16 protein-coding genes and 1 pseudogene are annotated in these 20,088 nt (G+C 72.4%); 12 read left to right on the forward strand and 5 right to left on the reverse strand.

Annotated elements, in window-relative coordinates; translation table 11 throughout:
• The first annotated feature begins 165 nt into the window (after positions 1-165).
• Positions 166-2,253 (forward strand): DUF1996 domain-containing protein, encoded by a 2,088-nt coding sequence (locus tag ACIBA9_RS02390; protein WP_399359998.1) that lies wholly within the window; start codon positions 166-168, stop codon positions 2,251-2,253.
• 186 nt (positions 2,254-2,439) lie between these two features.
• On the opposite strand, the gene ACIBA9_RS02395 is transcribed toward ACIBA9_RS02390, so the two are convergent.
• Entirely contained in the window at positions 2,440-3,141 is a 702-nt protein-coding gene (locus ACIBA9_RS02395; RefSeq protein ID WP_399359467.1) for a lipoprotein, read from the reverse strand.
• 104 nt (positions 3,142-3,245) lie between these two features.
• Between ACIBA9_RS02395 and ACIBA9_RS02400 the strand changes: the two genes are divergently transcribed.
• On the forward strand, positions 3,246-4,040 hold the full coding sequence (locus tag ACIBA9_RS02400; RefSeq protein WP_399359468.1) for an SDR family NAD(P)-dependent oxidoreductase: 795 nt from the start codon (positions 3,246-3,248) through the stop codon (positions 4,038-4,040).
• 85 nt (positions 4,041-4,125) lie between these two features.
• Here ACIBA9_RS02400 and ACIBA9_RS02405 read toward each other — a convergent pair whose 3' ends face one another.
• Positions 4,126-4,767 (reverse strand): class I SAM-dependent methyltransferase, encoded by a 642-nt coding sequence (locus ACIBA9_RS02405; RefSeq protein WP_399359469.1) that lies wholly within the window; start codon positions 4,765-4,767, stop codon positions 4,126-4,128.
• Positions 4,768-4,907: 140 nt separating this feature from the next.
• Between ACIBA9_RS02405 and ACIBA9_RS02410 the strand changes: the two genes are divergently transcribed.
• The 3 genes from ACIBA9_RS02410 (at position 4,908) to ACIBA9_RS02420 (ending at position 8,219) form a co-directional block, all read left to right on the forward strand.
• Positions 4,908-5,366, forward strand: coding sequence for a flavodoxin family protein (locus tag ACIBA9_RS02410; RefSeq protein WP_399359470.1), 459 nt, complete (start codon positions 4,908-4,910; stop codon positions 5,364-5,366).
• A gap of 320 nt (positions 5,367-5,686) precedes the next feature.
• Positions 5,687-7,852 carry a hypothetical protein gene (locus tag ACIBA9_RS02415; RefSeq protein WP_399359471.1) on the forward strand — a complete coding sequence of 722 codons (2,166 nt, stop codon included), beginning with the start codon at positions 5,687-5,689 and terminating at the stop codon, positions 7,850-7,852.
• A 34-nt stretch (positions 7,853-7,886) separates the two neighbouring features.
• A complete protein-coding gene (locus tag ACIBA9_RS02420) occupies positions 7,887-8,219 on the forward strand; it encodes a hypothetical protein (protein WP_399359472.1) in 333 nt (110 codons plus the stop codon).
• An 87-nt stretch (positions 8,220-8,306) separates the two neighbouring features.
• On the opposite strand, the gene ACIBA9_RS02425 is transcribed toward ACIBA9_RS02420, so the two are convergent.
• On the reverse strand, positions 8,307-8,852 hold the full coding sequence (locus tag ACIBA9_RS02425; protein ID WP_399359473.1) for a GNAT family N-acetyltransferase: 546 nt from the start codon (positions 8,850-8,852) through the stop codon (positions 8,307-8,309).
• A 203-nt stretch (positions 8,853-9,055) separates the two neighbouring features.
• On the opposite strand from ACIBA9_RS02425, the gene htpG reads away from it, so the two are divergent.
• The 3 genes from htpG to ACIBA9_RS02440 all read left to right on the forward strand — a co-directional run bounded on the left by htpG (position 9,056) and on the right by ACIBA9_RS02440 (position 13,813).
• Positions 9,056-10,885, forward strand: coding sequence for a molecular chaperone HtpG (gene htpG, locus ACIBA9_RS02430; protein WP_399359474.1), 1,830 nt, complete (start codon positions 9,056-9,058; stop codon positions 10,883-10,885).
• 1,157 nt (positions 10,886-12,042) lie between these two features.
• A complete protein-coding gene (locus ACIBA9_RS02435; protein ID WP_399359475.1) occupies positions 12,043-12,918 on the forward strand; it encodes a helix-turn-helix domain-containing protein in 876 nt (291 codons plus the stop codon).
• Positions 12,919-12,997: 79 nt separating this feature from the next.
• Complete coding sequence (locus tag ACIBA9_RS02440) at positions 12,998-13,813, forward strand: SAM-dependent methyltransferase (RefSeq protein WP_399359476.1); 816 nt, start codon at positions 12,998-13,000, stop codon at positions 13,811-13,813.
• Positions 13,814-14,272: 459 nt separating this feature from the next.
• Here the strand turns inward: ACIBA9_RS02440 and ACIBA9_RS02445 are convergent, their stop codons facing one another.
• On the reverse strand, positions 14,273-15,448 hold the full coding sequence (locus ACIBA9_RS02445) for a PP2C family protein-serine/threonine phosphatase (RefSeq protein WP_399359477.1): 1,176 nt from the start codon (positions 15,446-15,448) through the stop codon (positions 14,273-14,275).
• Between ACIBA9_RS02445 and ACIBA9_RS02450 the strand changes: the two are divergent.
• The 4 genes and pseudogenes from ACIBA9_RS02450 to ACIBA9_RS02465 all read left to right on the forward strand — a co-directional run bounded on the left by ACIBA9_RS02450 (position 15,442) and on the right by ACIBA9_RS02465 (position 18,784).
• Positions 15,442-16,975 (forward strand): annotated as a pseudogene (locus ACIBA9_RS02450) (APC family permease). The gene ACIBA9_RS02445 and the pseudogene ACIBA9_RS02450 overlap by 7 nt on opposite strands.
• Positions 16,976-17,085: 110 nt before the next feature.
• A complete protein-coding gene (locus ACIBA9_RS02455; protein ID WP_399359478.1) occupies positions 17,086-17,772 on the forward strand; it encodes a hypothetical protein in 687 nt (228 codons plus the stop codon).
• Positions 17,769-18,047: a BON domain-containing protein gene (locus tag ACIBA9_RS02460; RefSeq protein WP_362152497.1), complete on the forward strand. Its 279-nt coding sequence runs from the start codon at positions 17,769-17,771 to the stop codon at positions 18,045-18,047. The genes ACIBA9_RS02455 and ACIBA9_RS02460 overlap by 4 nt, the downstream gene beginning before the upstream one ends.
• A complete protein-coding gene (locus ACIBA9_RS02465; RefSeq protein ID WP_362152499.1) occupies positions 18,044-18,784 on the forward strand; it encodes a metallophosphoesterase in 741 nt (246 codons plus the stop codon). The genes ACIBA9_RS02460 and ACIBA9_RS02465 overlap by 4 nt, the downstream gene beginning before the upstream one ends.
• A 40-nt stretch (positions 18,785-18,824) precedes the next feature.
• Here the strand turns inward: ACIBA9_RS02465 and ACIBA9_RS02470 are convergent, their stop codons facing one another.
• Positions 18,825-20,069: an MFS transporter gene (locus ACIBA9_RS02470; protein ID WP_399359999.1), complete on the reverse strand. Its 1,245-nt coding sequence runs from the start codon at positions 20,067-20,069 to the stop codon at positions 18,825-18,827.
• Positions 20,070-20,088: the final 19 nt, after the last annotated feature.

Consider the following 20,088-nt stretch of genomic DNA (forward strand, 5'->3'; position numbering starts at 1 on the left):
CCCGGTGAATTCGCGACCCGGTTGAACACGATGGCACCGTCCTCCGTATGAGGCCGGGGAACTCCAGGCCCGACCGGCGATGACACACAGGGGACGACCTTGGTACGCAACAGGCGCAGACGCCCGACCGGCGCACGACGCGCGACCTACGCAGCGGTCGCCCTGATGCTGGGCGGAGGCGGGCTCGTCGCGGCGAACGTCTATGCCTCGGCCTCCGAGGGCTGGGGTGACGACTCCGCCTCGGGTGCCCAAGGGCAGGTGCTGTCCACCGGTATGGCGACGATCTACTGCCCCGACGTCGGCAGCCGGCTGACGGCCGTTCCGGACCAGGTCCGCCCCGACGTCGACCGTGAACTCGCGGCTCTCGACCAGCAGACGGCGGCGGCCTACAAGCAACTCCAGACGTACGGGCAAACCTCCGCTCAGGCCTCCGCTCAGGCCTCCGCGCAGGCGGGTCAGGCCGGGGGGTGGAACGCCGCAGCCGTCGGTGACGAGATCCTGAGCCCGCTGAACGAGAAGCGGGCGGCGACCGTCGACCGTATCGCCGACGCCATCGCCCGGGTGGGCAAGCGCCCCCAGGGCCTGGAGGACCTGGCCAAGTGCGGTCTGCGTCCGGGCACCGGCGACGGAGGTCAGTCCTCGGGTGGGCCCACGGCCACCCCCGGCGACGGAGCACAACAGGGCGGCGCCGGTCAGGCACCGGGAGGTGCCGGCCAGGGCGGCAACGGCCCCGTCGTCTCCGACTACGCCGACATCACCTCCGTACAGCCCGAGGCGACGAACCCGCCCCAGCAGGCCGACGCCTCGCGCGGCACCTTCACCTCGGACTGCGGGGTCAACGCCAAGGGCCTGTTCAACTCGGACAACGTCATCGTCGCTCCCGGAGTCACCAACGGCGCCCACCACTTCCACGACTACGTCGGCAACCAGAGCAACAACGCCTTCGCGAGCGACGACGACCTGGCGAAGGCCGACACGAGCTGTGTGGACCAGGGTGACAAGTCCACCTACTACTGGCCGGTGTTGCGCCTCCAGAACGGGACGCGGGAGAGGGACGCCGGAGCCCCGGGCGGAGGAACGGAGGGCAACGCGGGCCAGATCGTCACACCCAAGCAGGTGACGCTGACGTTCGTGGGCAACCCGCGCGAGAAGGTCACCGCCATGCCGCGCCTGCTGCGCATCATCACCGGCGATGCCAAGGCCTTCGTCAACGGCCCCGGAAACGCCAACGCGTCCTGGAGCTGCACCGGCTTCGAGGACCGGCAGCTGAAGGACAAGTACCCGCTGTGTCCGCAGGGCAGCGACGTCGTACGCACCTTCCGTTTCCAGAGTTGCTGGGACGGCCGCAACATCGACAGCGCCAACCACCGTACCCACGTGGCCTTCGCCGGTGCCGACGGCTCCTGTGCGGCGGGCTTCCGTCCCATTCCGCAGCTCGTGCAGCGCATCGTCTACGACGTCAAGGCGCCCAGCGTGCAGGACGGGGGCCGTACCGTCCCGCTGTTCGCGGTGGACTCCTTCCCCGAGCAGCTGCACAAGCCCGTGACCGACCACGGCGACTTCATCAACGTCTTCGACGAGGGCCTGATGCGCGAGATGGTCGACTGCATCAACTCCGGCCGCACGTGCGGGCCGGACGGCGCGAACGGCGACGGCAAGGGTGAAGGAAGCGGCGGCGGCACGGGGAACGGGGGAGGCGACGGAAGCACTACGACCGCTGCCCCGACGCGGAGTTCGGACCCCGGTGCGAGCGCCGAGCCCACGGCCGGTTCCGGTACCGCCGAGCCGCCGAGGACCGACCCGACGACGGCCCCGGCGACCCAACCGCAGACCATCCCGAGGACCGACTCGACCACCGAACCACCGGCCGACCCGACGACCCGACCGGCCCACACCACCAAGCGTGACGAAGGCGGCCAGGCCGTTCCGGTCAAGTCCGCCGGTGCCGAGACCGGTTCCGCGTCGGATCACGGTTCCGGTTCCGGCTCGGGCTCGGGCTCCGACTCCGGTTCCACGCCGGCCGGTTCGGCGGCACCGGACCAGTCGGCGGCCACCCCGCCCGCGCCCACCACCTCGGCATCCGCCCCGGCCGGATACGTCCCGCCCGCCTCCACACAGCCCCGGACACAGCCTCAGGCGGTGCGAGGCGGACTCGCCGAGACGGGTGCCCATCTGTGGCCCGCCGCCATCGGCACCCTGCTGGCCATGTCCGGCCTGCTCATGCTGCTCCGGGCCCGGCGCCTGCGCTACTGACCCCCTGCACGCGCCGCGCCACCGACGCACCCCCACGCGCGACGCACCCGCACCCCGCAACCCGTGCGGCGGCCCCCTCCCCGAGGCGCGGTCGCCGCACGGCCGTCCACAGGCCGACACCCTGTGCCGTCAGGGCGTCTGTCTTGGCCGGTCCACCACCGTGAACTGGCCGCAACAGGGTTGTTCTCAGGCGAGTTTCAGGGAGTGCTTGGCAAGGTCGTACGCCGGCCGCATCGCCTCGTGCTCCTCGGTGTCCAGGCCGCCGAGATGCAGGACGACGGGACCGTCGGGGGTGCTGACCGCGAAGGCGCTCTCCTTCTTGGTCTCCTCCAGCAGCTTGCTCGTGTAGAGGTACTCGACCTCGACGCCGGACAGGCCGTCACCGGTCTTGAACGAACGGTACTTCGGCTGGCTGACGTTGTCCTCGGCGGCGACGAACCGCCGTAGCACGCTACCCGTGTCGGCGTCGCCCGGCCTGCCGGTCCACACGCGCAGGAAGCCGATGTTGCCGGCCGGCTTGGCGTCGATCTCGCAGACGGCGGTGACCGGCCCCTGGCGCAGGACGGCGTCGGCCAGCGCTCCGCTCAGGTCCCCGTCGTCGCCCTTCGACGCCGCGGACCGCTCGTCCTGCCCCTCGATCGCCTTGGCCTTCCAGTCCTTGGCGATGTCGAAGCGGACGGGCATTTCGCAGGCGGAGCCGGCGGCACCGATCGTGCCGCCACGCGCGGCGGCCGGACTCTCCTTCACCGCCGCAGACGCGTCGGAGCTCTTCCCGTTCCCGTTCCCGGCCCCGTGCTCGTTCGCCGACTTCGCACAGCCTCCCAGCACGGCCGCCAGCGCCAGCGCCACGATCGCCCGGCCTCCTGCGGCCCCCACCCTGACCTGCACCGCTGTCTCCCCTCCCGTTGCGAGGCCGTCACTGTAACCGAGCCGGTCGGGTCGGTTCCGCGTACCCTCGACATAAGCGGTGATCAGTCGAGAAAAGGAACATTATGGACCTCCAGCTCACGGACCGGGTCGCCGTCGTCACCGGAGCGAGCAAGGGCATCGGCCTCGCCATCACCGAGGCGTTCGCCCGCGAGGGCGCTCGCGTGGTCGCCGGCAGCCGGAGCGTCACGCCCGAGCTCGCGGCGCTCCAGGAGAAGTACCCGGTCAGCGCGGTCCCGGGGGACCTGTCCAGCGCGGACGGACCGCAGACCCTGGTCCGGAGCGCGGTGGACGAACACGGTCGGGTCGACATCCTCGTCAACGGCCTGGGCGCGGCGACGCCCCGTCCGAGTTTCCTGGACATCGACGACGGCGAGTGGCGGCGGATCTTCGATCTGACCCTCTTCAGCGCCGTCCGGGCCAGCCGCGCCGCGCTGCCTCACCTGCTGGAGTCGGGCGGGGGATCCATCGTCAACATCAGCTCCGTCAACGCCCGTCTGCCCATGCCGATGGTCGTGGACTACTCGGCGGCCAAGGCCGCCCTTGCCAGCCTGACCAAGTCACTGTCCGAGGAATTCGCGCCGCGCGGCGTCCGGGTCAACGCGATCGCCCCCGGGCCGGTCCGCACCCCCTTCTGGACCGCGCCGGGCGGCTTCGCCGACGCCACGGCGGCCGAGGCCGGGACCACCGCCCAGGAAGCCATGGACGTCGTCGTGCCGCGCGGCATGGGCATCTCCACCGGACGCGTCACCGAGGCGTCCGAAGTCGCCTATCTGACCCTCTTCCTCGCCTCACCGCTCGCCGGCAACATCACCGGAGCCGAGTTCACCATCGACGGCGGTCAGATCAAGACGCTCTGACACCGTGCCATCGCGCCCGACCTGCCCCCCTCTCGCCGCACTTCACCCAGCCACCGGACCGCACCGCACCTGACAGCACCGCATCTCACCCCGCCTCGCGTCGACAGTGCAGGAACAGGTGTGGTTCGGCCACGGCGTCGGGGTGGTCCGGGGTGAACAGGGTCTGCTCCTCGGCCAGTACCGACAGTCCCGCGGCCCGCACCAGTTCCGTGAATGCCTCGGCGGCGAAGCTCGTCACCCGCACCGGCTGCCCCATGAACATGCCCTGCGCGTCCTCCACGTCGAGGGGCACGGTGGCCAGCGCCACCAGCCCTCCCGGCCGGACCGCCCGCGCCAGCCCGGCCACCACGGCGCTCTGTTCGGCGCGGGACATCTGCAGCAGTGAGAAGTAGGCGCACACCGCGTCGAACGACGCCTCCTCCAGCGGCAGTTCGCGGATGTCGGCGTGCCGGAACTCGGCGTCGGGCACCTGTCGGGCGGCCAGCTCCACCATCACGGGCGAGACGTCCACCCCCAGCACCCGGTGCCCCGCCTCGGCGAGGGTCCGCGCGGTCGGCCGCCCCGTTCCGCTGCCGACGTCCAGCACCCGGCTGCCCGGCGCCAACTCCGCCAACAGCCACCGCAGCGAGGCCCGGTGCGGTTCGGACGCGGCGAACGCCTGCTCGTAGGAGAGGCCCAGCGCGTCGAACACCACAGCGGCCGGTGCCCGGCGATCGTCCTCGGCCACCACGTCTCCTCCAGTCACTCCGTGCACTGCTTGCACTGCTTGCGCTCCGCCGGGCTTCGTCCTACCCCGCTCCGGTGTCCCCGACGCCCCGCCGCGCCCGCCGTTTGCGAGCGGCGGCCGGCGCACGGCAGGCTGCGGAGGTGCCTACCTTGCTGATCGTGCATCACACGCCGTCGCCCCACTGCCAGGCCCTGTTCGAGGCCGTGGTGGCCGGCGCCACCACACCGGAGATCCAGGGCGTGCGAGTCGTACGGCGGGCGGCGCTGTCCGCGACCGTCTCCGACGTCCTGGAGGCCGACGGCTATCTGCTCGGCACACCGGCCAACCTCGGTTACATGTCCGGAGCGCTGAAGCACTTCTTCGACCAGATCTACTATCCCTGCCTGGACGAGACCCGGGGCCGCCCCTTCGGCTACTACGTCCACGGCGGCAACGACGTCACCGGCGCCGTCCGTGCCGTGGAGGCCGTCACCACCGGGCTCGGCTGGCGCCGCGCGGCCGAACCGGTGACCGTCACCGGCGAGCCCTCGAAGCCCGGCACCGAGGCCTGCTGGGAACTCGGAGCCACGGTCGCGGCGGGGTTGACGACCGGCGACTGAGCGGGACGGACGCGACCGCGACCCGTGCCGGCCCGCGCCGCCGGACACCGCCCACCAGGCCGGACGGCGACCCGGGGCAGGGATACCCCCGGGAGTCGGCCGCGTGGTCCACGAGAGTCGGACGCTTGGGCTATGCGTGGGTCATATGACAGCGGCGCCCCCGGCTCGACGGGGCGGCCGGGGCCGGTGGGTGTCCGCTGCCCGGACGGATGAAGGTGCGAGCCCGGTTGCCCTGGCCGACCATGGGAGTGGAGCCGCGTCCCCCCGGCGCGGCGGTACGACGAGCCGTGTCGTACGTCGTCGAGCCGAGGGAGCGTCGGATGCGAGCGGACGGCCATGTGCCCGGGCGGCCCACGCCGGTCGGCCAGGACGCCAGGGACGCGCTGCGCCGGTGCGCGCGGGACGTGATGGAGGTTGCCGAGGGCATCCGCGCGGTGTCCGAGCGCACGGGCACGGCACTCCTAGCCCCGCCGCTGACCGCCACCGCCCGGCGCAGGCCCCGCAGCGGTCTCGCCGCCCAGTGGGCGCTGCTGCGGGCCCTGACCGGCAGACGGGGGCTCGGCTGTCCGGCGGTCACGGCGCCGGGAGGCATGGGCCGGTTCCTCGGCGCCGCCGGCGGGGTGCTGGGCCGGGAGAGCCTGGCCGCGCTGGTGGCCGTCACCTCGCTGCGCCTGAGGATCGCCGCCGTTGTGGTCGACCACCCCGAGTTCGTGCGGGACCCGGGCATGCGTCGGCTGACGGAGGCCGTCGGCGCCAGGGACACGGAGGCCGTCCGGGCCCTGCGTGCCCTGTTCCGGGACCGGGGAGCCCAGCGCGCACTGTCCGGGCTGGCACCGCTGCTGTCCGAACTCCTCGCCGTCCGGGCCCTGTTGGACGAGAACCCGCGTCACATCGACACCGGCTGGGCGCTCGCCGCGGGCCGCGATCCGTCCGCAGGCCCGCCACGGGGCGCCGGCGCCGGCCGTCCCGCGGGCCCGGAACGGGGCGAGGGCGCCGCCGAGGCCGTCGACCTCACCGACCAGGAGAAGCAGATCATCGCCACCGAGGGTTCCTTCCTCGGATATCTGCGCAACATCGAGGTGCTCTCCACCGACGGGCGCGTCCTCGTACAGAACGTGCGCGGCCCCGACGGCACGGTCCGCTACGTCGTCCAGGTGCCGGGCATGGCGCCGGGCCGGCCCCGCAACGACTCCCCGCTGGACTTCGTCGGCGCCTGGCACACCCTGTTCACGACCGACTCGCCCCACACTCGCTCGATCCTGCTCGCCCTCGCGGACTACGGCATCCCGCGCGGCGCCGAGCTCGCGCTGATCGGGCACGGCGAGGGCGGCATCGCGGTCATGAACCTCGCCCAGGACGAGGAGCTCAACCGCGCCTACCGGGTGACGCACGTCATCGCCGTCGGCTCCCCGATCGGCAACAGCAGGCCCGCCGACCCGCGCACCTGGGTCGCCACCGTCACCAACCAGCACGACATCGTGCCGGTCCTCGACGCCCGCCGCGCCGACTCGCTGTTCGATCCGCACCCCAACCGGTACGAGGCCGACTACACCGGCCCCGCCCAGGAGTTCCCGCTGTGCCACATGCTCCGCGAGTACATCGAGCACCTGCGCACCGTCGTCCCGGGGGTCCGCCAGGACGTGGACGAGGCGCTCACCCCCTACCGGGGCCCCATCGTCCGCACCCAGGCCTACCGGCTCAAGGACCGCGCCAACCCGCCCGAGGGCTATCCCTTCCTCACCCTGCCGACCAGTTCCGTGCCCACCACCACCGGGCCGGTCGACGTGCCGGTGCGCTACTACGACTCCTCCGCCGTCCATCTGGGCTTCTCCGTCGACTCCGACGCGGCCGGAGGTCTGCTGCCCGATGTCACCTGGCTGACACCGAGCCGCGTGGGCCGGCGGGCACTCGCGGTGCTGTCGCTGTACGAGCACCGCTGCACCACCATCGGCCCGTACACCGAGATCGCCCTGTCCGTGCTGGTGGACGACCTGTGGCGGCCACGCCCCTACGATGTCGCCGCCGACCTGCTGCGCCGCGTCGACCTGCGGCACACCGGCCGGTACGTGGTCTCCCTCGCCGTCACCGGCGAGGAGGCCCGGGTGGTCGCCCAGGAGATCTGGGGCCAGCCCGCGATGCGGATGAGGGCCGAGGCCGACCTGATGGGCCCGGACATCCTCGTCGGCTCCCGGGACCTCGGGCTCGGCGTCCAGGGGCGCCTCGGACCGGGCGTCCGCTGCCCCCAGGCCGACTGGATCCTCTACGGCCGCCGCGGCGAGAGCACGGTACGCACCCTGGTCCGGGCCCACGGGCGCATGCGGCTGCACCGCGGCTCCGGGCTCCGGCTGCGGCTGGACACGGGGGCCGCGGAACCCCTCGCGGGGCACCTGCGCCGGCTCGGCGTCGCCACCGGCCGGCCCCTGTTCGCGCTGAGCTGCCCCCAGTTCATGTTCCACCGCAGCGCCGGCGCCGTCCTGCCGCGCTGACGCCCCGCATCCGCCCAGCCGAATGGGAGCCGCCATGGTGACCGAGTCCCCCCGAGCGACCGCGGCCACGGTCGACGAACTGGCCACGCACATCGACACCCTGCGGGCCGACGCCGAGCGCATGGACGGCTATGCCCGGCGGCTCCTGGCCACCGCGGCCACGCTCGACGGCTGCTCCGTGACACCGGAGTGGGGGCGTCCCGCCCTGGAACGGCAGGCCGCCGCCTGCACTTCGGCGGCGGAGCAACTGCGGGGCGCGGCGGACGCGTTGACGGCACATGCCGGGGTCGGGCATCCCCCGGTGACCGGCGCCCGCCAGGGCCCGGCCGCTCACCGCGTCACCGGCGGGCGCCGCGCGAAGCGGTGACATCGGCCGAGCGGCTGCCCCGGTGCGGCGTCGCGGCGCCGAGCCCGGCGGCGGGCGGAACCGGCGCCCCCCGGTGGACCGACGGCTTCAGCGGATCCGTTCCGCCGCCCGGGTGAAGTGCCGGCGGGACGCCGCGGAGGCGTGTGCGTCGCCGTCGCCCGTGTCGTGCCCCTCGCCCAGAGGCCGTACGAAGAGACTGACGGTGGCCTGTTCGGTGAAGCCGTTGCGGCGCATCAGTTCGGCCGAGGCCGAGTTGCGCCGCTCCACGTCCGTGACCACGCACACCGCCCCGGCCGCCGCGAGCCGCGCGCAGCACTCCTTCACCAGTCGTGACGCCACTCCGCGCCCCTGGAAGTCGGGGTCGACGGCGATCCACTCCAGATACCCCCAGTCGGAGCGCTGCTCGAAGGACAGGGAGCCGAGGACGAAGCCCGCGACCCGGTCGCCGTCCAGCATCACCAGGCACGCGGAGTCCGGTGCGTCCAGATGGCCGGCGACGGCCGACAGCGACCAGCCGGTGTAGGGCATGGCGTCGGTGTCGTAGACCCGGTGACCGAGGTCGAGGACGGCGGCGAGATGCTCGAAGCCGAGTTCTCGCAGGTCCCCTGCGGAGGTCGGCGGGGCGTCGGCCATGGGTGCTCCCTTCGTGAGGCATTTCGCAGCATATGTCCGCGAAGGAGCGTATGCGCGCGGGAGACCGCTCGCCCGGGTGATCGACCACAGGCCCGGCGAGGTGGCCCAGGGCGGTGTGGCCGCGCACCGGGACGGCTTGTCCGAGGAGTTGTCGGTGTGTCAAATTGCGGTGACATGCGCTCGCACAGACCAGAAGGGGAGCAATGAGCACCGAGACGCTGGAGTTTCAGGCTGAGGCACGGCAACTCCTGCAGCTGATGGTCCACTCGATCTACTCGAACAAGGACATCTTCCTGCGTGAACTGATCTCCAACGCCTCCGACGCCCTGGACAAACGGCGCCTCGCCGGACTGACGGACGAGCGTCTCAGGGCCGAGGACCCGCACATCGACATCGAGGTCGACAAGGAGACCCGTACGCTGACCGTGCGGGACAACGGCATCGGCATGACGCGCGACGACGTGGTGGGGCTCATCGGCACCATCGCGAGGTCCGGCACCGCCGAGATGCTGCGCCGGCTCAAGGAGAACAAGGAATCGGCGGAACTGATCGGTCAGTTCGGCGTCGGTTTCTACTCCGTCTTCATGGTCGCCGACAAGGTCGTCCTGCTCACGCGCAAGGCAGGTGAGGAGACCGGCGTGCGCTGGGAGTCCGACGGCGGCGGCACGTACACCATCGAGACCGTGACGGACGCGCCGGAGGGCACGTCCGTGACCGTCCACCTGCGTCCGGCGGACGAGGAGGACGCGCTCTACGACTACGCCGAGGCCTGGAAGGTCCGCGAGATCGTCAAGCGGTACTCCGACTTCATCTCGTTCCCCATCCGGATGGGCGAGGACACCCTCAACTCCATGAAGGCGCTCTGGGCCCGGCCGCGCTCCGAGGTCGAGGACGAGGAGTACCGGGAGTTCTACCGGCACATCAGCCACGACTGGACCGAGCCGCTCGAGATCATCCAGATGCGGGCGGAGGGCACCTTCGAGTACGAGGCGCTGCTCTTCATCCCGGCGCGTGCCCCGCACGACCTGTTCCAGCGCGATGCCCGGCACGGCATCCAGCTGTACGTCAAGCGCGTGTTCATCATGGACGACAGCCGCGAACTGCTGCCCTCCCACCTGCGCTTCGTCAAGGGCGTCGTGGACGCCGCCGACCTGTCGCTGAACATCTCGCGCGAGATCCTCCAGCAGGACCGGCACATCCAGCTGATCCGCCGCCGGCTGGCGAAGAAGGTCCTGTCCACCATCAAGGACCTGATGCGCGACGACGTCGAGAAGTACCGAACCTTCTGGCGCGAGTTCGGCCCCGCGGTCAAGGAAGGCCTGCTCGACGGGAACGAGGACCACAAGGCGATCCTGGACATCGCGTCGTTCGCCTCCACCGCCGGCGACGAGCCCACTTCTCTGGCCGACTACGTGGCCCGGATGAAGGACGGCCAGGACAAGATCTACTTCATGACCGGCGAAAGCCGCGCGCAGGTCGAGAACTCCCCGCATCTGGAGGCGTTCAAGGCCAAGGAGTACGAGGTCCTGCTGCTGACCGACCCGGTGGACGAGATCTGGGTGGAGGCCGTGCGCGAGTACGACGGCCGGGAGTTCCAGTCCGTCGCCCGGGGTGCGGTCGACCTGCCGGCCGAGGAAGAGGTGTCGCAGGAGCGGGCGGGTGCGTACGCGCCGCTGCTGACCTGGCTCAAGGAGACACTCGGCGACGTCAAGGACGTACGGCTGACGACTCGTCTGACCTCTTCTCCCGCCTGCCTGGTCAGTGACGGCGAGGGCCTCACGCCGGCCCTGGAGCGGATGTACCGGGCGATGGGGCAGGAGGTTCCGGCGGTCAAGCGCATCCTCGAGCTGAATCCGGACCACGCGCTGGTCAGCGGGCTCCGGTCCGCGCACGAGCAGCGGGCGACGGATCCGGAGCTGGCCGAGACGGCCGAGCTGCTGTACGGAACCGCCCTGCTCGCGGAGGGCGGCGACCTGGGCGACCCGGCCCGCTTCGCCAAGCTGCTCGCGGACCGCCTCGCCCGGACGATGTGAGCGAGGGGCACGCCCCCGGACGGTGACGCCCGGGGGGTGCCTCCGGGCGCGGCGGCGGCCGTGGCTCAGCCCGACTGTTCCTGTGACCCGGGCCTGGGACGGGTGCGGGTCCAGGACGGGTCGGCGGCCGGGGCGGGGCGGGGGGTGGTGTGGGTCGTGCGGGTGGTGCTGTGCATGGGAATCCTTCGGACGAGTGGGGGATGGTCCGTGGGACGGCGGTGTCGGGAGCGGCCGGAACGGAGCGCGACTCGGCCCGGCCCGGGCCTGGGTCAACCGGTCGGCGTGGGGGCGCCGGTCGGCACGGACGCGCGGCGATCGAGTCCACGGCCCGGTGGCGCCGGCCCGATACCACAGCCCGGCCGCCGCGACCCGGTGTCCGTACCGGGAGAGGTCCGCGTCCAGGCCGCCATCGGTGGCCGGCTGGAGCTGCCGGGAGTGTGGGCCGCCCGGCGTGATCCTGGAGCTCGACGACCGGCTCCGAGGCCGTCGCGGTCACGTCGGGCCGCCCGCGTCATGGCATTCGAGCTGCCGGCCGCCCGGTGGCGAAGGCGGCGCTGCCTTGGGGGAGCGGCGCCCCTAAGGCGTGTCTTCGAAAACCTCCGTGTGGTCGTGGTCTGGAAACGCCGGCCGTGACCGGCGGCCGGTGCGTCGCCCTCGGGGGCTTCACCGCCCGGCGTGGGTGGTCCGTGGTCCGTGGTCCGGGGGCCTGTCGCGGGTGGGGTGCCGCGGGCGGTCGTGACCGGGCCCGTTCCCGTGGCGACCGGTCGGGTCGCCGGTCGCCGGGAAGCCGGTCGAGCGGTCGGGGGAGGGAGGGCGGAGCCATCGCCGTGCGCCTTTCGTCCGGCCTCGGGTGTGGGGGGGGGCGTGGAGTCGGCCGGCCGGCCGGCCGCTCGCGCGGCAGACGGCACACCGCCTCCACGCGAGGCCGACGTGCGGCCCGGTCTCCCCAACCCGGTCGCGCCGCCTGCTCCTTGGACCGGCCGGAACAGTGCCTCCACTCTGGCACCCGGCGATGAGGCCCCGCAACCGGCAAGTTGAAATTTGCAAGTGGCCAAGTGCATGCTGCTTCGGCCGGAACGTGATCGAATGAATCGGCACGGGTGATCACTCGCGAGCGTTCGCGGAGTCGGCCCGAGGCCTGGCGAGGGGGGTGGGGTGTGTCCGGGGAGACCGACTGGGGTGGTGCGCCCGCCGTCCTGCGCATGATCCTCGGCAGGCAGCTGGAGGAGCTGCGCACCCGCGCCGGCATCGGCTTCGCGGAGGCGGGCGCGGCCATCGGCGTCAGCCACTCCACCATCCGCCGCATGGAGGCCGCGAAGGTGGCCCGGCTGCGCCTCGCGGACGCGGAGAAGCTGCTCCAGGTCTACGGCGTCACCGACCGGCAGGAGATCGACGCCTTTCTGCAGTCCGTACGCGAGGCCAACAAGCGTGGCTGGTGGCACACCTACCGTGATGTGATGCCCGACTGGTTCGCCGCCTATCTCAGCCTGGAGCAGGCGGCGTCGCAGATACGCGCCTACGAGAACCAGTTCGTGCACGGGCTGTTGCAGACCGAGGAGTACGCCCGCGCCGTGCTCGGCGCGGCCCATCCGCACGCGCCCGCCGAGGCCACCGAACGCCGGGTGGCGATACGCATGCGCCGCCAGGAGCTGCTGGCCGGCCAGGCGCCGCCGCGGGTGTGGGTGGTGATGGACGAGACCGTGCTGCGCTGGCCGGTCGGCGGCCCCGCCGTGATGCGCGCCCAGATCGACCACCTCATCGAGGTCAACCGGCTGCCGCAGGTGACCGTGCAGCTCATGCCGTTCGCGGGCGGACCGCACCCCGCGATGCGGGCGGGCGCGTTCCACCTCTTCCGGTTCCGGGTTCCCCAACTGGCCGACATGGTCTACCTCAACGGGCTCGTGGGGGCCGTCTACCTCGACAAGGCCGACGACGTCGTGGTGTACCGGGAGGCACTGGACCGGGTGGGTGCCCAGGCGGCGCCCGCCCGCAGGACCGAGGCCCTGCTCGCCGCGATCCGCGAGGAGTGGTGATCCCGCCGTGGAGAGCGAACTCCCCGTGAGCACTGCCTCGTTGCGCAAGTCCACCCCGACTCGAATGGGAGACACGGCGTTGCCTGACAACGGATGGCCGGCCGACCGGATCGACACCGAGAACGCCCACTCCGCCCGCATCTACGACTACATCCTCGGCGGCAAGGACTACTACCCCGCCGACCGGGAGGCGGGCGACGCCATGTGCCGGGAGTGGCCCGCCCTGCCCGTGCACATGCGCGCCAACCGGGACTTCATGAACCGCGCGGTGCGCTGGCTCGCCGAGGAGGCGGGAGTGCGCCAGTTCCTGGACGTCGGCACGGGCGTGCCCACCTCGCCCAACCTGCACGAGATAGCCCAGGCCGTCGCGCCCGAGTCCCGGGTCGTCTACGTCGACAACGACCCGATCGTGCTCACCCTCTCCCAGGGCCTGCTGGCCAGCGCGCCCGAGGGCCGTACGGCCTACGTCGAGGCCGACTTCCGGGATCCCGCCGCCATCCTGGCCGCCCCGGAGCTGCGCGAGACCCTGGACCTGAGCCGGCCGGTCGCGCTCACGGTCATCGCCATCGTCCACTTCATGCTCGACGAGGACGACGCGGTCGGCGTCGTACGCCGCCTGCTGGAACCGCTGCCCTCGGGCAGCTACCTGGCCATGTCGATCGGCACCGCCGAGTTCGCCCCGGAGGAGGTGGGCCGCGTCGCCCGGGAGTACGCGGCCCGCGACATGCCGATGCGGCTGCGCACCGTGGACGAGGCCCACGAGTTCTTCGCCGGCCTGCAGCTGGTCGAACCCGGCATCGTCCAGGTGCACAAGTGGCATCCCGACGGCAGCGGCGAGCAGGACGTCCGCGACGAGGACATCGCGATGTACGGCGCGGTCGCCCGCAAGCCGTGACAGACGCGGGGCCGGGGTCCGTACCCACCTCCCGGACCCTGGCCCCGCCCCTTTTCGTACGCCGGGTACGGCCGGCGCGCCCGAACGCGACGGGCCGCCGACGCCCGAGCCCGTGTCCGAAATCCGACACAACTCGTCCACCGGCTCAAGTTTTCGGCATTTCCCGGATGATTGGTGGGAAGAAACGGAACCTGAGCGCGGGAACCGGGGTCTTAGCATCCGTCGAGGGCCGGACAGCGGATCGGCCGCGAGGGAGCCGGGGGACCGGGACATGTGTCCGCGGGAAGCCGCAAGACCCCCTCGTACGTCCAGTCCGCTCCGAGCACCCTCAGGACCGCCGGTCCCGAGCCGGTCGGCCGGCCCGCAGGACGGGGCGTGCGGCCCCGCCCCGCCCCACTCGGGGCGGGGCTCACGCCCGCAGTACCGGCCGCGCGACCCGACGCGGCCCGGGGCAGGCAGTCAGGGGGGTGAGTCCGCGCCGGAGCCGTGCCGTGAGGTGTCGCCGTCGGCCGCCCGTCCGTGGTGGCGGCGCCGGTCCGTGGGCGTGCGGTGCAGGGCGATGAGTGCCGCGTCGTCGTCCAGCCGCCCACCGGCGTGCGCGAGCAGGTCCCTCCGCAGGTGGTGCATCAGCGCCTCGGGACTGTCCTCGGTCCAGCGCGCCACCCGCTCGGCGAGCGGATAGAACCGGCCGTGCGCGTCGCGGGCCTCCACGACCCCGTCGGTGTAGAGCAGCAGGGTGTCGCCGGGCTCGAAGGAGAACACGTCCAGAGTGTGCTCGGCGCCGGCGTGCACACCGAGCGGCGGTGAGGGGTGCAGGCTCGGCACCGTGACGACATGGCCGGGGCTGAGCAGCAGGGGCGGCGGATGGCCGCAGCTGGTCATCAGGGTGACGGGATCGCGGTCCGGGATCTCCACCACCAGGGCGGTGGCGAACCGCTCGGCCGCCTCCTCCGCCGGCTCCAGGTCGGCGGCGTAACGGCTGACGCTCTCGTCCAGAGAGGCGGCCAGATCCGCCAGGGGGATGTTCCGGTGCGCGCTCTCCCGGAAGGCGCTCAGCAACAGGGCTGCCTCGCCGATGGCAGGCAGCCCCTTGCCGCGCACGTCCCCGATCAGCACGCGCACGGCGCCGTTGCCCCGGGTCACGGCGTACAGGTCGCCGCCGATCTGCGCCTCGTCCTCGGCCGCCAGGTAGAGGGAGGCGATCCGCAACGGGCCGATGTACTCCGGCAGCGGCCACATCAGCACATGCTGCGCGGCCTCGGCGACCGAGCGGACCTGGGCCAGCTGAGCCTGCCGGCGCTCGCGCAGCATGCTGTAGACGACGCAGAGCACCGACAGCACGGCGAGCGTGATGATCTGCACGATGTGGTTCGTGGTGGCGACCCCGCCGTGGACGACGCCGATCAGGATCTGGGCGCCGGTCGCGAGCCCTCCGATGGCCGCCGTGGTCCGGGGCCCGGCGAAGGAGGGGGTGATCGCGGGCGCGATCACCAGGGTGGGGCCCAGGTGCACGTCGGTGGGTGCCTGCACGTCGACCACCGTGATGACCACGACGAGCGCGATCGGGAGCAGCAGCAGGGCGTGCGCCGACTGCCAGGGCAGCCGCGCGGACGTGACCCTCGGCCGGGATCTCATGGCTACCAGCGTGCTCCCGGGCCGGTCGGGCGGCCACTTACGAGACCCAGGCCGACGACACGCGATTCGGCGGCGGAGTACGCGGCAAGGGCCTCGGCGGGAACTCCATCGGTCTGCTGGGCAGCGCGGTCATCGGTGTCTCCACCGTGGCCCCGGTCTACTGCCTGACCTCCACGCTCGGCTCCACCGCCGGCGAGGTGGGCCTGCACATGCCCGCCGTCTTCCTCGCCGGGTTCCTGCCGATGCTCCTGGTCGCCTTCGCCTACCGGGAGCTGAACAAGGCCGTCCCCGACTGCGGCACCTCCTTCACCTGGACCATCAAGGCGTTCGGCCCGCACGTGGGCTGGATGTGCGGCTGGGGTCTGGTCATCGCGACCGTGATCGTGCTGTCCAACCTGGCCGGCGTCGCCACGTCCTACTTCTGGCTGCTGGCCGGCGAGATCACCGGCAGCGGAGCGGTCGCGGACCTCGACGGCGACAAGGCCGTGCACATCCTCACCTGTCTGGCCCTGATCGCGGCCGTACGCGCTGGTGGGACTCCAGCTCGTGGTGCTCGCCCTCTTCGTCGTGCTGGCCCTGCACAAGGCGCACACCGGCGCCTTCCCCGGTCACGTGGACTTCTCCTGGTCCTGGCTGAACCCCTTCGCGGTGAAGTCGTTCGCCTCCTTCAGTGCCGGACTGTCCCTGTCGATCTTCATGTACCGGGGCTGGGACACCTGCCTGACCGCCAACGAGGAGACCGTCGGCAGCGAGAAGAATCCCGGCCGGGCCGCCCTGATCGCCATGGTCGTGCTGGTCGGCTCGTACCTCACCACCGCCGTCGTCGCCCAGACGGCCGTGGGCTCCGGCACCGCCGGCCTGGGCCTGGCCAACCCGGCCACCTCCGACAACGTCTTCGCCGCTCTGGCCGGCCCGGTGATGGGCCACGCCCTGGGCATCCTGCTCTTCGTCGCCGTCCTCGCCTCGGCCGTCGCCAGCCTGCAGACCACGTTCATCCCGGTTGCCCGCACGGTCCTCGCCATGTCGACCTATGAGGCCCTGCCCTCCTCGTACGCCCGTGTCCACGAGCGCTTCCGCACCCCCTGCCGGGCCACCGTCACCGCGGGCGCCGCCACCGGCGTCTTCTACGCCGTCATGTCGCTGCTGAGCGAGCACGTCCTGGTGGACACCGTCTACGCCCTCGGCCTGATGATCTGCTTCTACTACGCGGTCACGGCCTTCGCCTGCGCCTGGTACTTCCGCCGCGACCTCACCCGCTCCGCCCGCGACGCCCTCTTCAAGGGCCTCTTCCCGGTCCTCGGCGGCCTCCTGCTCACCGCCGTCTTCGGCAAGACGCTGTACGACATGTGGGACCCGGCCTACGGCAGCGGCTCCGCCGTCCTCGGCGTCGGCTCCGCCTTCGTCATCGGCGTCGGACTGCTGCTCGTCGGCGTACTGATCATGCTCGTCATGCGGCGTCGCAGCCCGGAGTTCTTCCGCGGCCGGACCCTCACCGCCGGCACCCCGGCGATCGTCGTGGAGGACTGACGCGCACCGAACCGTTCCGTGCTGCTCCGTGTCGGCGCGAGCGCGCCGGGTACCCGTAGCTCCCCCGGAACCGCGTCCGGGGAGTGGAGGGCGCCGTGAATGGAGAGGTCATGACGCACGACGGGGAGGACACCGTGCCCGCCCGGCGACCGGAGGCCAGCGGAGTGCGCCTGGCCGCGGACGGACTGGACGAGCAGGCCGCGAGGGGGCCCGGGACCCTGGACCTGCCCCAGGACCGCAGCCAGGCCATCCTGGAGGCCACCAAACAGATCGGCGCACTCCTCAAACGCGCGGGCCACCCCTTCGCCCTCGCCGGGAGCGTGGCCGTCTACGCGCACGGCGGCAGCCGCTATCTCCAGCACGACGCCGACTTCTGCGTCCTGCCGGACGACGCCGACGCGGTGGCCGACACCCTGCGCGAGGCCGGGCTCGCCGTACTGACGCCGCCGGAGGACTGGCTCCTCAAGACCACCTGCCACGGGCAGAACATCGACATCATCTTCGCCTTGGCGCACGAGCCCGTCACCAAGGACATGCTCGACCGGGCCGAGTTCCTCCCGGTCGACTCGGTGCTCATGCCCGTACTGTCCCCGACCGATCTCATCCGCAGCCTGATCAGCGCCTTCTCGGAGCACTACTGCGACTTCGGGTCGGTGCTGCCGGTGGCCCGCGCCGTGCGGGAGAAGGTCGACTGGGACGCGGTGCGGGCCGCCTGCGGCGAGCAGCCCATGCCGGCCGCCTTCCTCTTCCTCCTCGAACGGCTGAACGTGATCGACCCCCAGGAGGGGCAGCCATGACCGACGCGAGCCCGCCGACCCCGACCCAGCCGGCCAACCTGGACTACCGCGTCGCCCACCTCTGCGAGCATCTGGCCTCCGGACCCCTCGGCGAGCTCGGCGTACGACTGGAGACGCACGGCGACGCCGTCCTGCTGACCGGGACCGTCCCGTCCGCCCAGTGCCGGGACGAGATCCTGCGCACGGTCCGCGAGGAACTGGCGGGCCACCCGGTCCACTGCGACCTCCTCGTCGCCGGGACCTCCTCGCCCGACCACGGGGAGGACCTGACATGATCCGCGTCGCCGCCGTCGGGGACATCCACATGGGCCCCGAGAGCCAGGGCACGCTGCGCCCCTCCTTCGAGACGCTGCCGGACTGCGCCGACGTGCTGTTGCTCGCCGGCGACCTCACCCGCCACGGCACACCGGAGGAGGCCGCGGTCGTCGCCCGGGAGATCAAGGACCTCGGGGTGCCGGTCGTCGCCGTCCTCGGCAACCACGACCACCACGATGAACGGCCCGAGGACGTCACCGCGATCCTCCGCGACGCCGGCGCGCATGTCCTGGAGGGACAGGCCACCGTCGTCACTCGCGACGGGGCACGGATCGGCGTGGCCGGGACCAAGGGCTTCGGCGGTGGGTTCGTCGGCCGCTGCGCCGGGGAGTTCGGCGAGCCGATCATGAAGGAGTTCGTCCGCTACACCCGGCGTTGCGCCGACGGACTGCACACCGCGCTGAAGGACCTGGCGGACCAGGACTGCGACGTACGGATCGCGCTGACCCACTTCTCGCCCGTGCCGGACACCCTGGCCGGGGAGCCGCCCGAGATCTATCCGTTCCTCGGCAGCTATCTGCTCGCCGAGGCCATCGACACCGGCGGCGCCGACCTCGCCGTGCACGGCCACGCCCACGCCGGCACCGAACACGGCATGACCAGCGGTGGCGTCCGCGTACGCAATGTCGCCCAGCCGGTGATCGGGCAGGCGTTCCACGTGTACCACCTGCCGGGCCGGGACCAGCAGGCCGACTGACCCCCCCGCCGCGGCGGGGGCGTTGAAAGGGTCGGGCCGGTCAGGCGGCCGTGCCCAGGGCCGGCCGGGCTGCGGCGCCGTTCCTCGCGGACAGCGTGACCGGCACCGGGAGCCCCCGCCGGTGGACCAGCAGGCCCGCGCCGATCGACCCGGCGATCAGCAGCCCACCGGCCACCAGCGCGCCGCGGGCGCCCGCCCACTCCATGAGCAGCCCCAGCAGCGGCGGGCCGCCCAGGCTCCACACGGTGCCGATGCTGCCCCACACACCCAGCACCCGGCCCCGCAGATGAGCCGGCGGATCGGTCTGGAGCACGGCCGTACCGGCGGTGTCGGAGACCGACTCCACCACGGCCATGGGCAGCACCAGCACCAGCAGGACGGCCAGCGACGGCGACAACCCCGCCACGACCTGGAGCAGCGCCCCGGCCGCCGCGAGCAGCCCCACGGTCCGCACGGACGGCTTGCGCAGCCGCGCGCCCAGGACCGCGCCGAGGATGCCGCCGACCGCCAGCACCGTGGAGACCGTGCCGAACGCCCCCGCGCTGCCCGCGAGCGGGCCGGTGACGAGCACGGCGAGCGTGAGGCCGTAGTTGCGGCCGAAGACGGAACTGATCCCCGTGATGCCCGCGAGCGCGACCAGCCGGGGGCGGCGCGTGAAGAAGGCCAGCCCCTCCCGCACGGTCATCGCCGCCGGCGCCGGAACGGCCCGCACCTCGGGCGCCGGTTCCCGGGCGGCACCGGCCACGGGTCGCAGGAACGGCACCACCGAGGCGACGAACAGGAAGGACAGCGCGTTGGCGGCGTAAGCGGCGGACGTGCCGAGGAAGCCGACGGCCACACCCGCCAGGGCGGTACCGGCCAGCCGGCCCGCGCTGTGCACCAGCGCACCGACACCGATCGCGGACGGCACGTCCTCGACCGGCACGAGATCGTTGCCGAGCAGCGCGCACGCCGGTCCGTCGACGGTGGCGATGACGCCGGTCACGGCGGCCAGCACCAGCAGTGTCGTCATGTCGATCCGGTCCAGCGCCACGAGCACCGCCGTGGTGCAGGCCACGGCCCCCAGCAGGGCCTGGCTGACGGCGACCGTCAGCCGCCGGGGCCAGCGGTCCACGGCCGCGCCGCCCAGGAGGCTCACGAACAGCGCGGGGGCCGCCTGCACGGACATCGACAGACCGGTGGCCGCCGCCGAGCCCGTGATGTGCAGCACCAGCAGGTTCTGCACCGTGAGCTGCATCCAGGTACCGGCGTTGGACACGAGGTTCGCCGCCGACCACCACCGCATACCGCGATGGCGCAGGGAC

This window comes from Streptomyces sp. NPDC051452 (assembly GCF_044454765.1).
Classification (GTDB): Bacteria; Actinomycetota; Actinomycetes; order Streptomycetales; family Streptomycetaceae; genus Streptomyces.

Excerpts from the sequence above, each read along its gene's own strand:
- ACIBA9_RS02400 (WP_399359468.1), top strand. The coding sequence starts at position 3,246 with ATGGACCTCCAGCTCACGGACCGGGTCGCCGTCGTCACCGGAGCGAGC.
- ACIBA9_RS02425 (WP_399359473.1), bottom strand. The coding sequence starts at position 8,852 with ATGGCCGACGCCCCGCCGACCTCCGCAGGGGACCTGCGAGAACTCGGC.
- ACIBA9_RS02445 (WP_399359477.1), bottom strand. The coding sequence starts at position 15,448 with ATGAGATCCCGGCCGAGGGTCACGTCCGCGCGGCTGCCCTGGCAGTCG.
- ACIBA9_RS02420 (WP_399359472.1), top strand. The coding sequence starts at position 7,887 with ATGGTGACCGAGTCCCCCCGAGCGACCGCGGCCACGGTCGACGAACTG.
- ACIBA9_RS02465 (WP_362152499.1), top strand. The coding sequence starts at position 18,044 with ATGATCCGCGTCGCCGCCGTCGGGGACATCCACATGGGCCCCGAGAGC.
- htpG (WP_399359474.1), top strand. The coding sequence starts at position 9,056 with ATGAGCACCGAGACGCTGGAGTTTCAGGCTGAGGCACGGCAACTCCTG.
- ACIBA9_RS02470 (WP_399359999.1), bottom strand. The coding sequence starts at position 20,069 with ATGCGGTGGTGGTCGGCGGCGAACCTCGTGTCCAACGCCGGTACCTGG.
- ACIBA9_RS02460 (WP_362152497.1), top strand. The coding sequence starts at position 17,769 with ATGACCGACGCGAGCCCGCCGACCCCGACCCAGCCGGCCAACCTGGAC.
- ACIBA9_RS02455 (WP_399359478.1), top strand. The coding sequence starts at position 17,086 with ATGACGCACGACGGGGAGGACACCGTGCCCGCCCGGCGACCGGAGGCC.
- ACIBA9_RS02390 (WP_399359998.1), top strand. The coding sequence starts at position 166 with ATGCTGGGCGGAGGCGGGCTCGTCGCGGCGAACGTCTATGCCTCGGCC.
- ACIBA9_RS02415 (WP_399359471.1), top strand. The coding sequence starts at position 5,687 with ATGCGAGCGGACGGCCATGTGCCCGGGCGGCCCACGCCGGTCGGCCAG.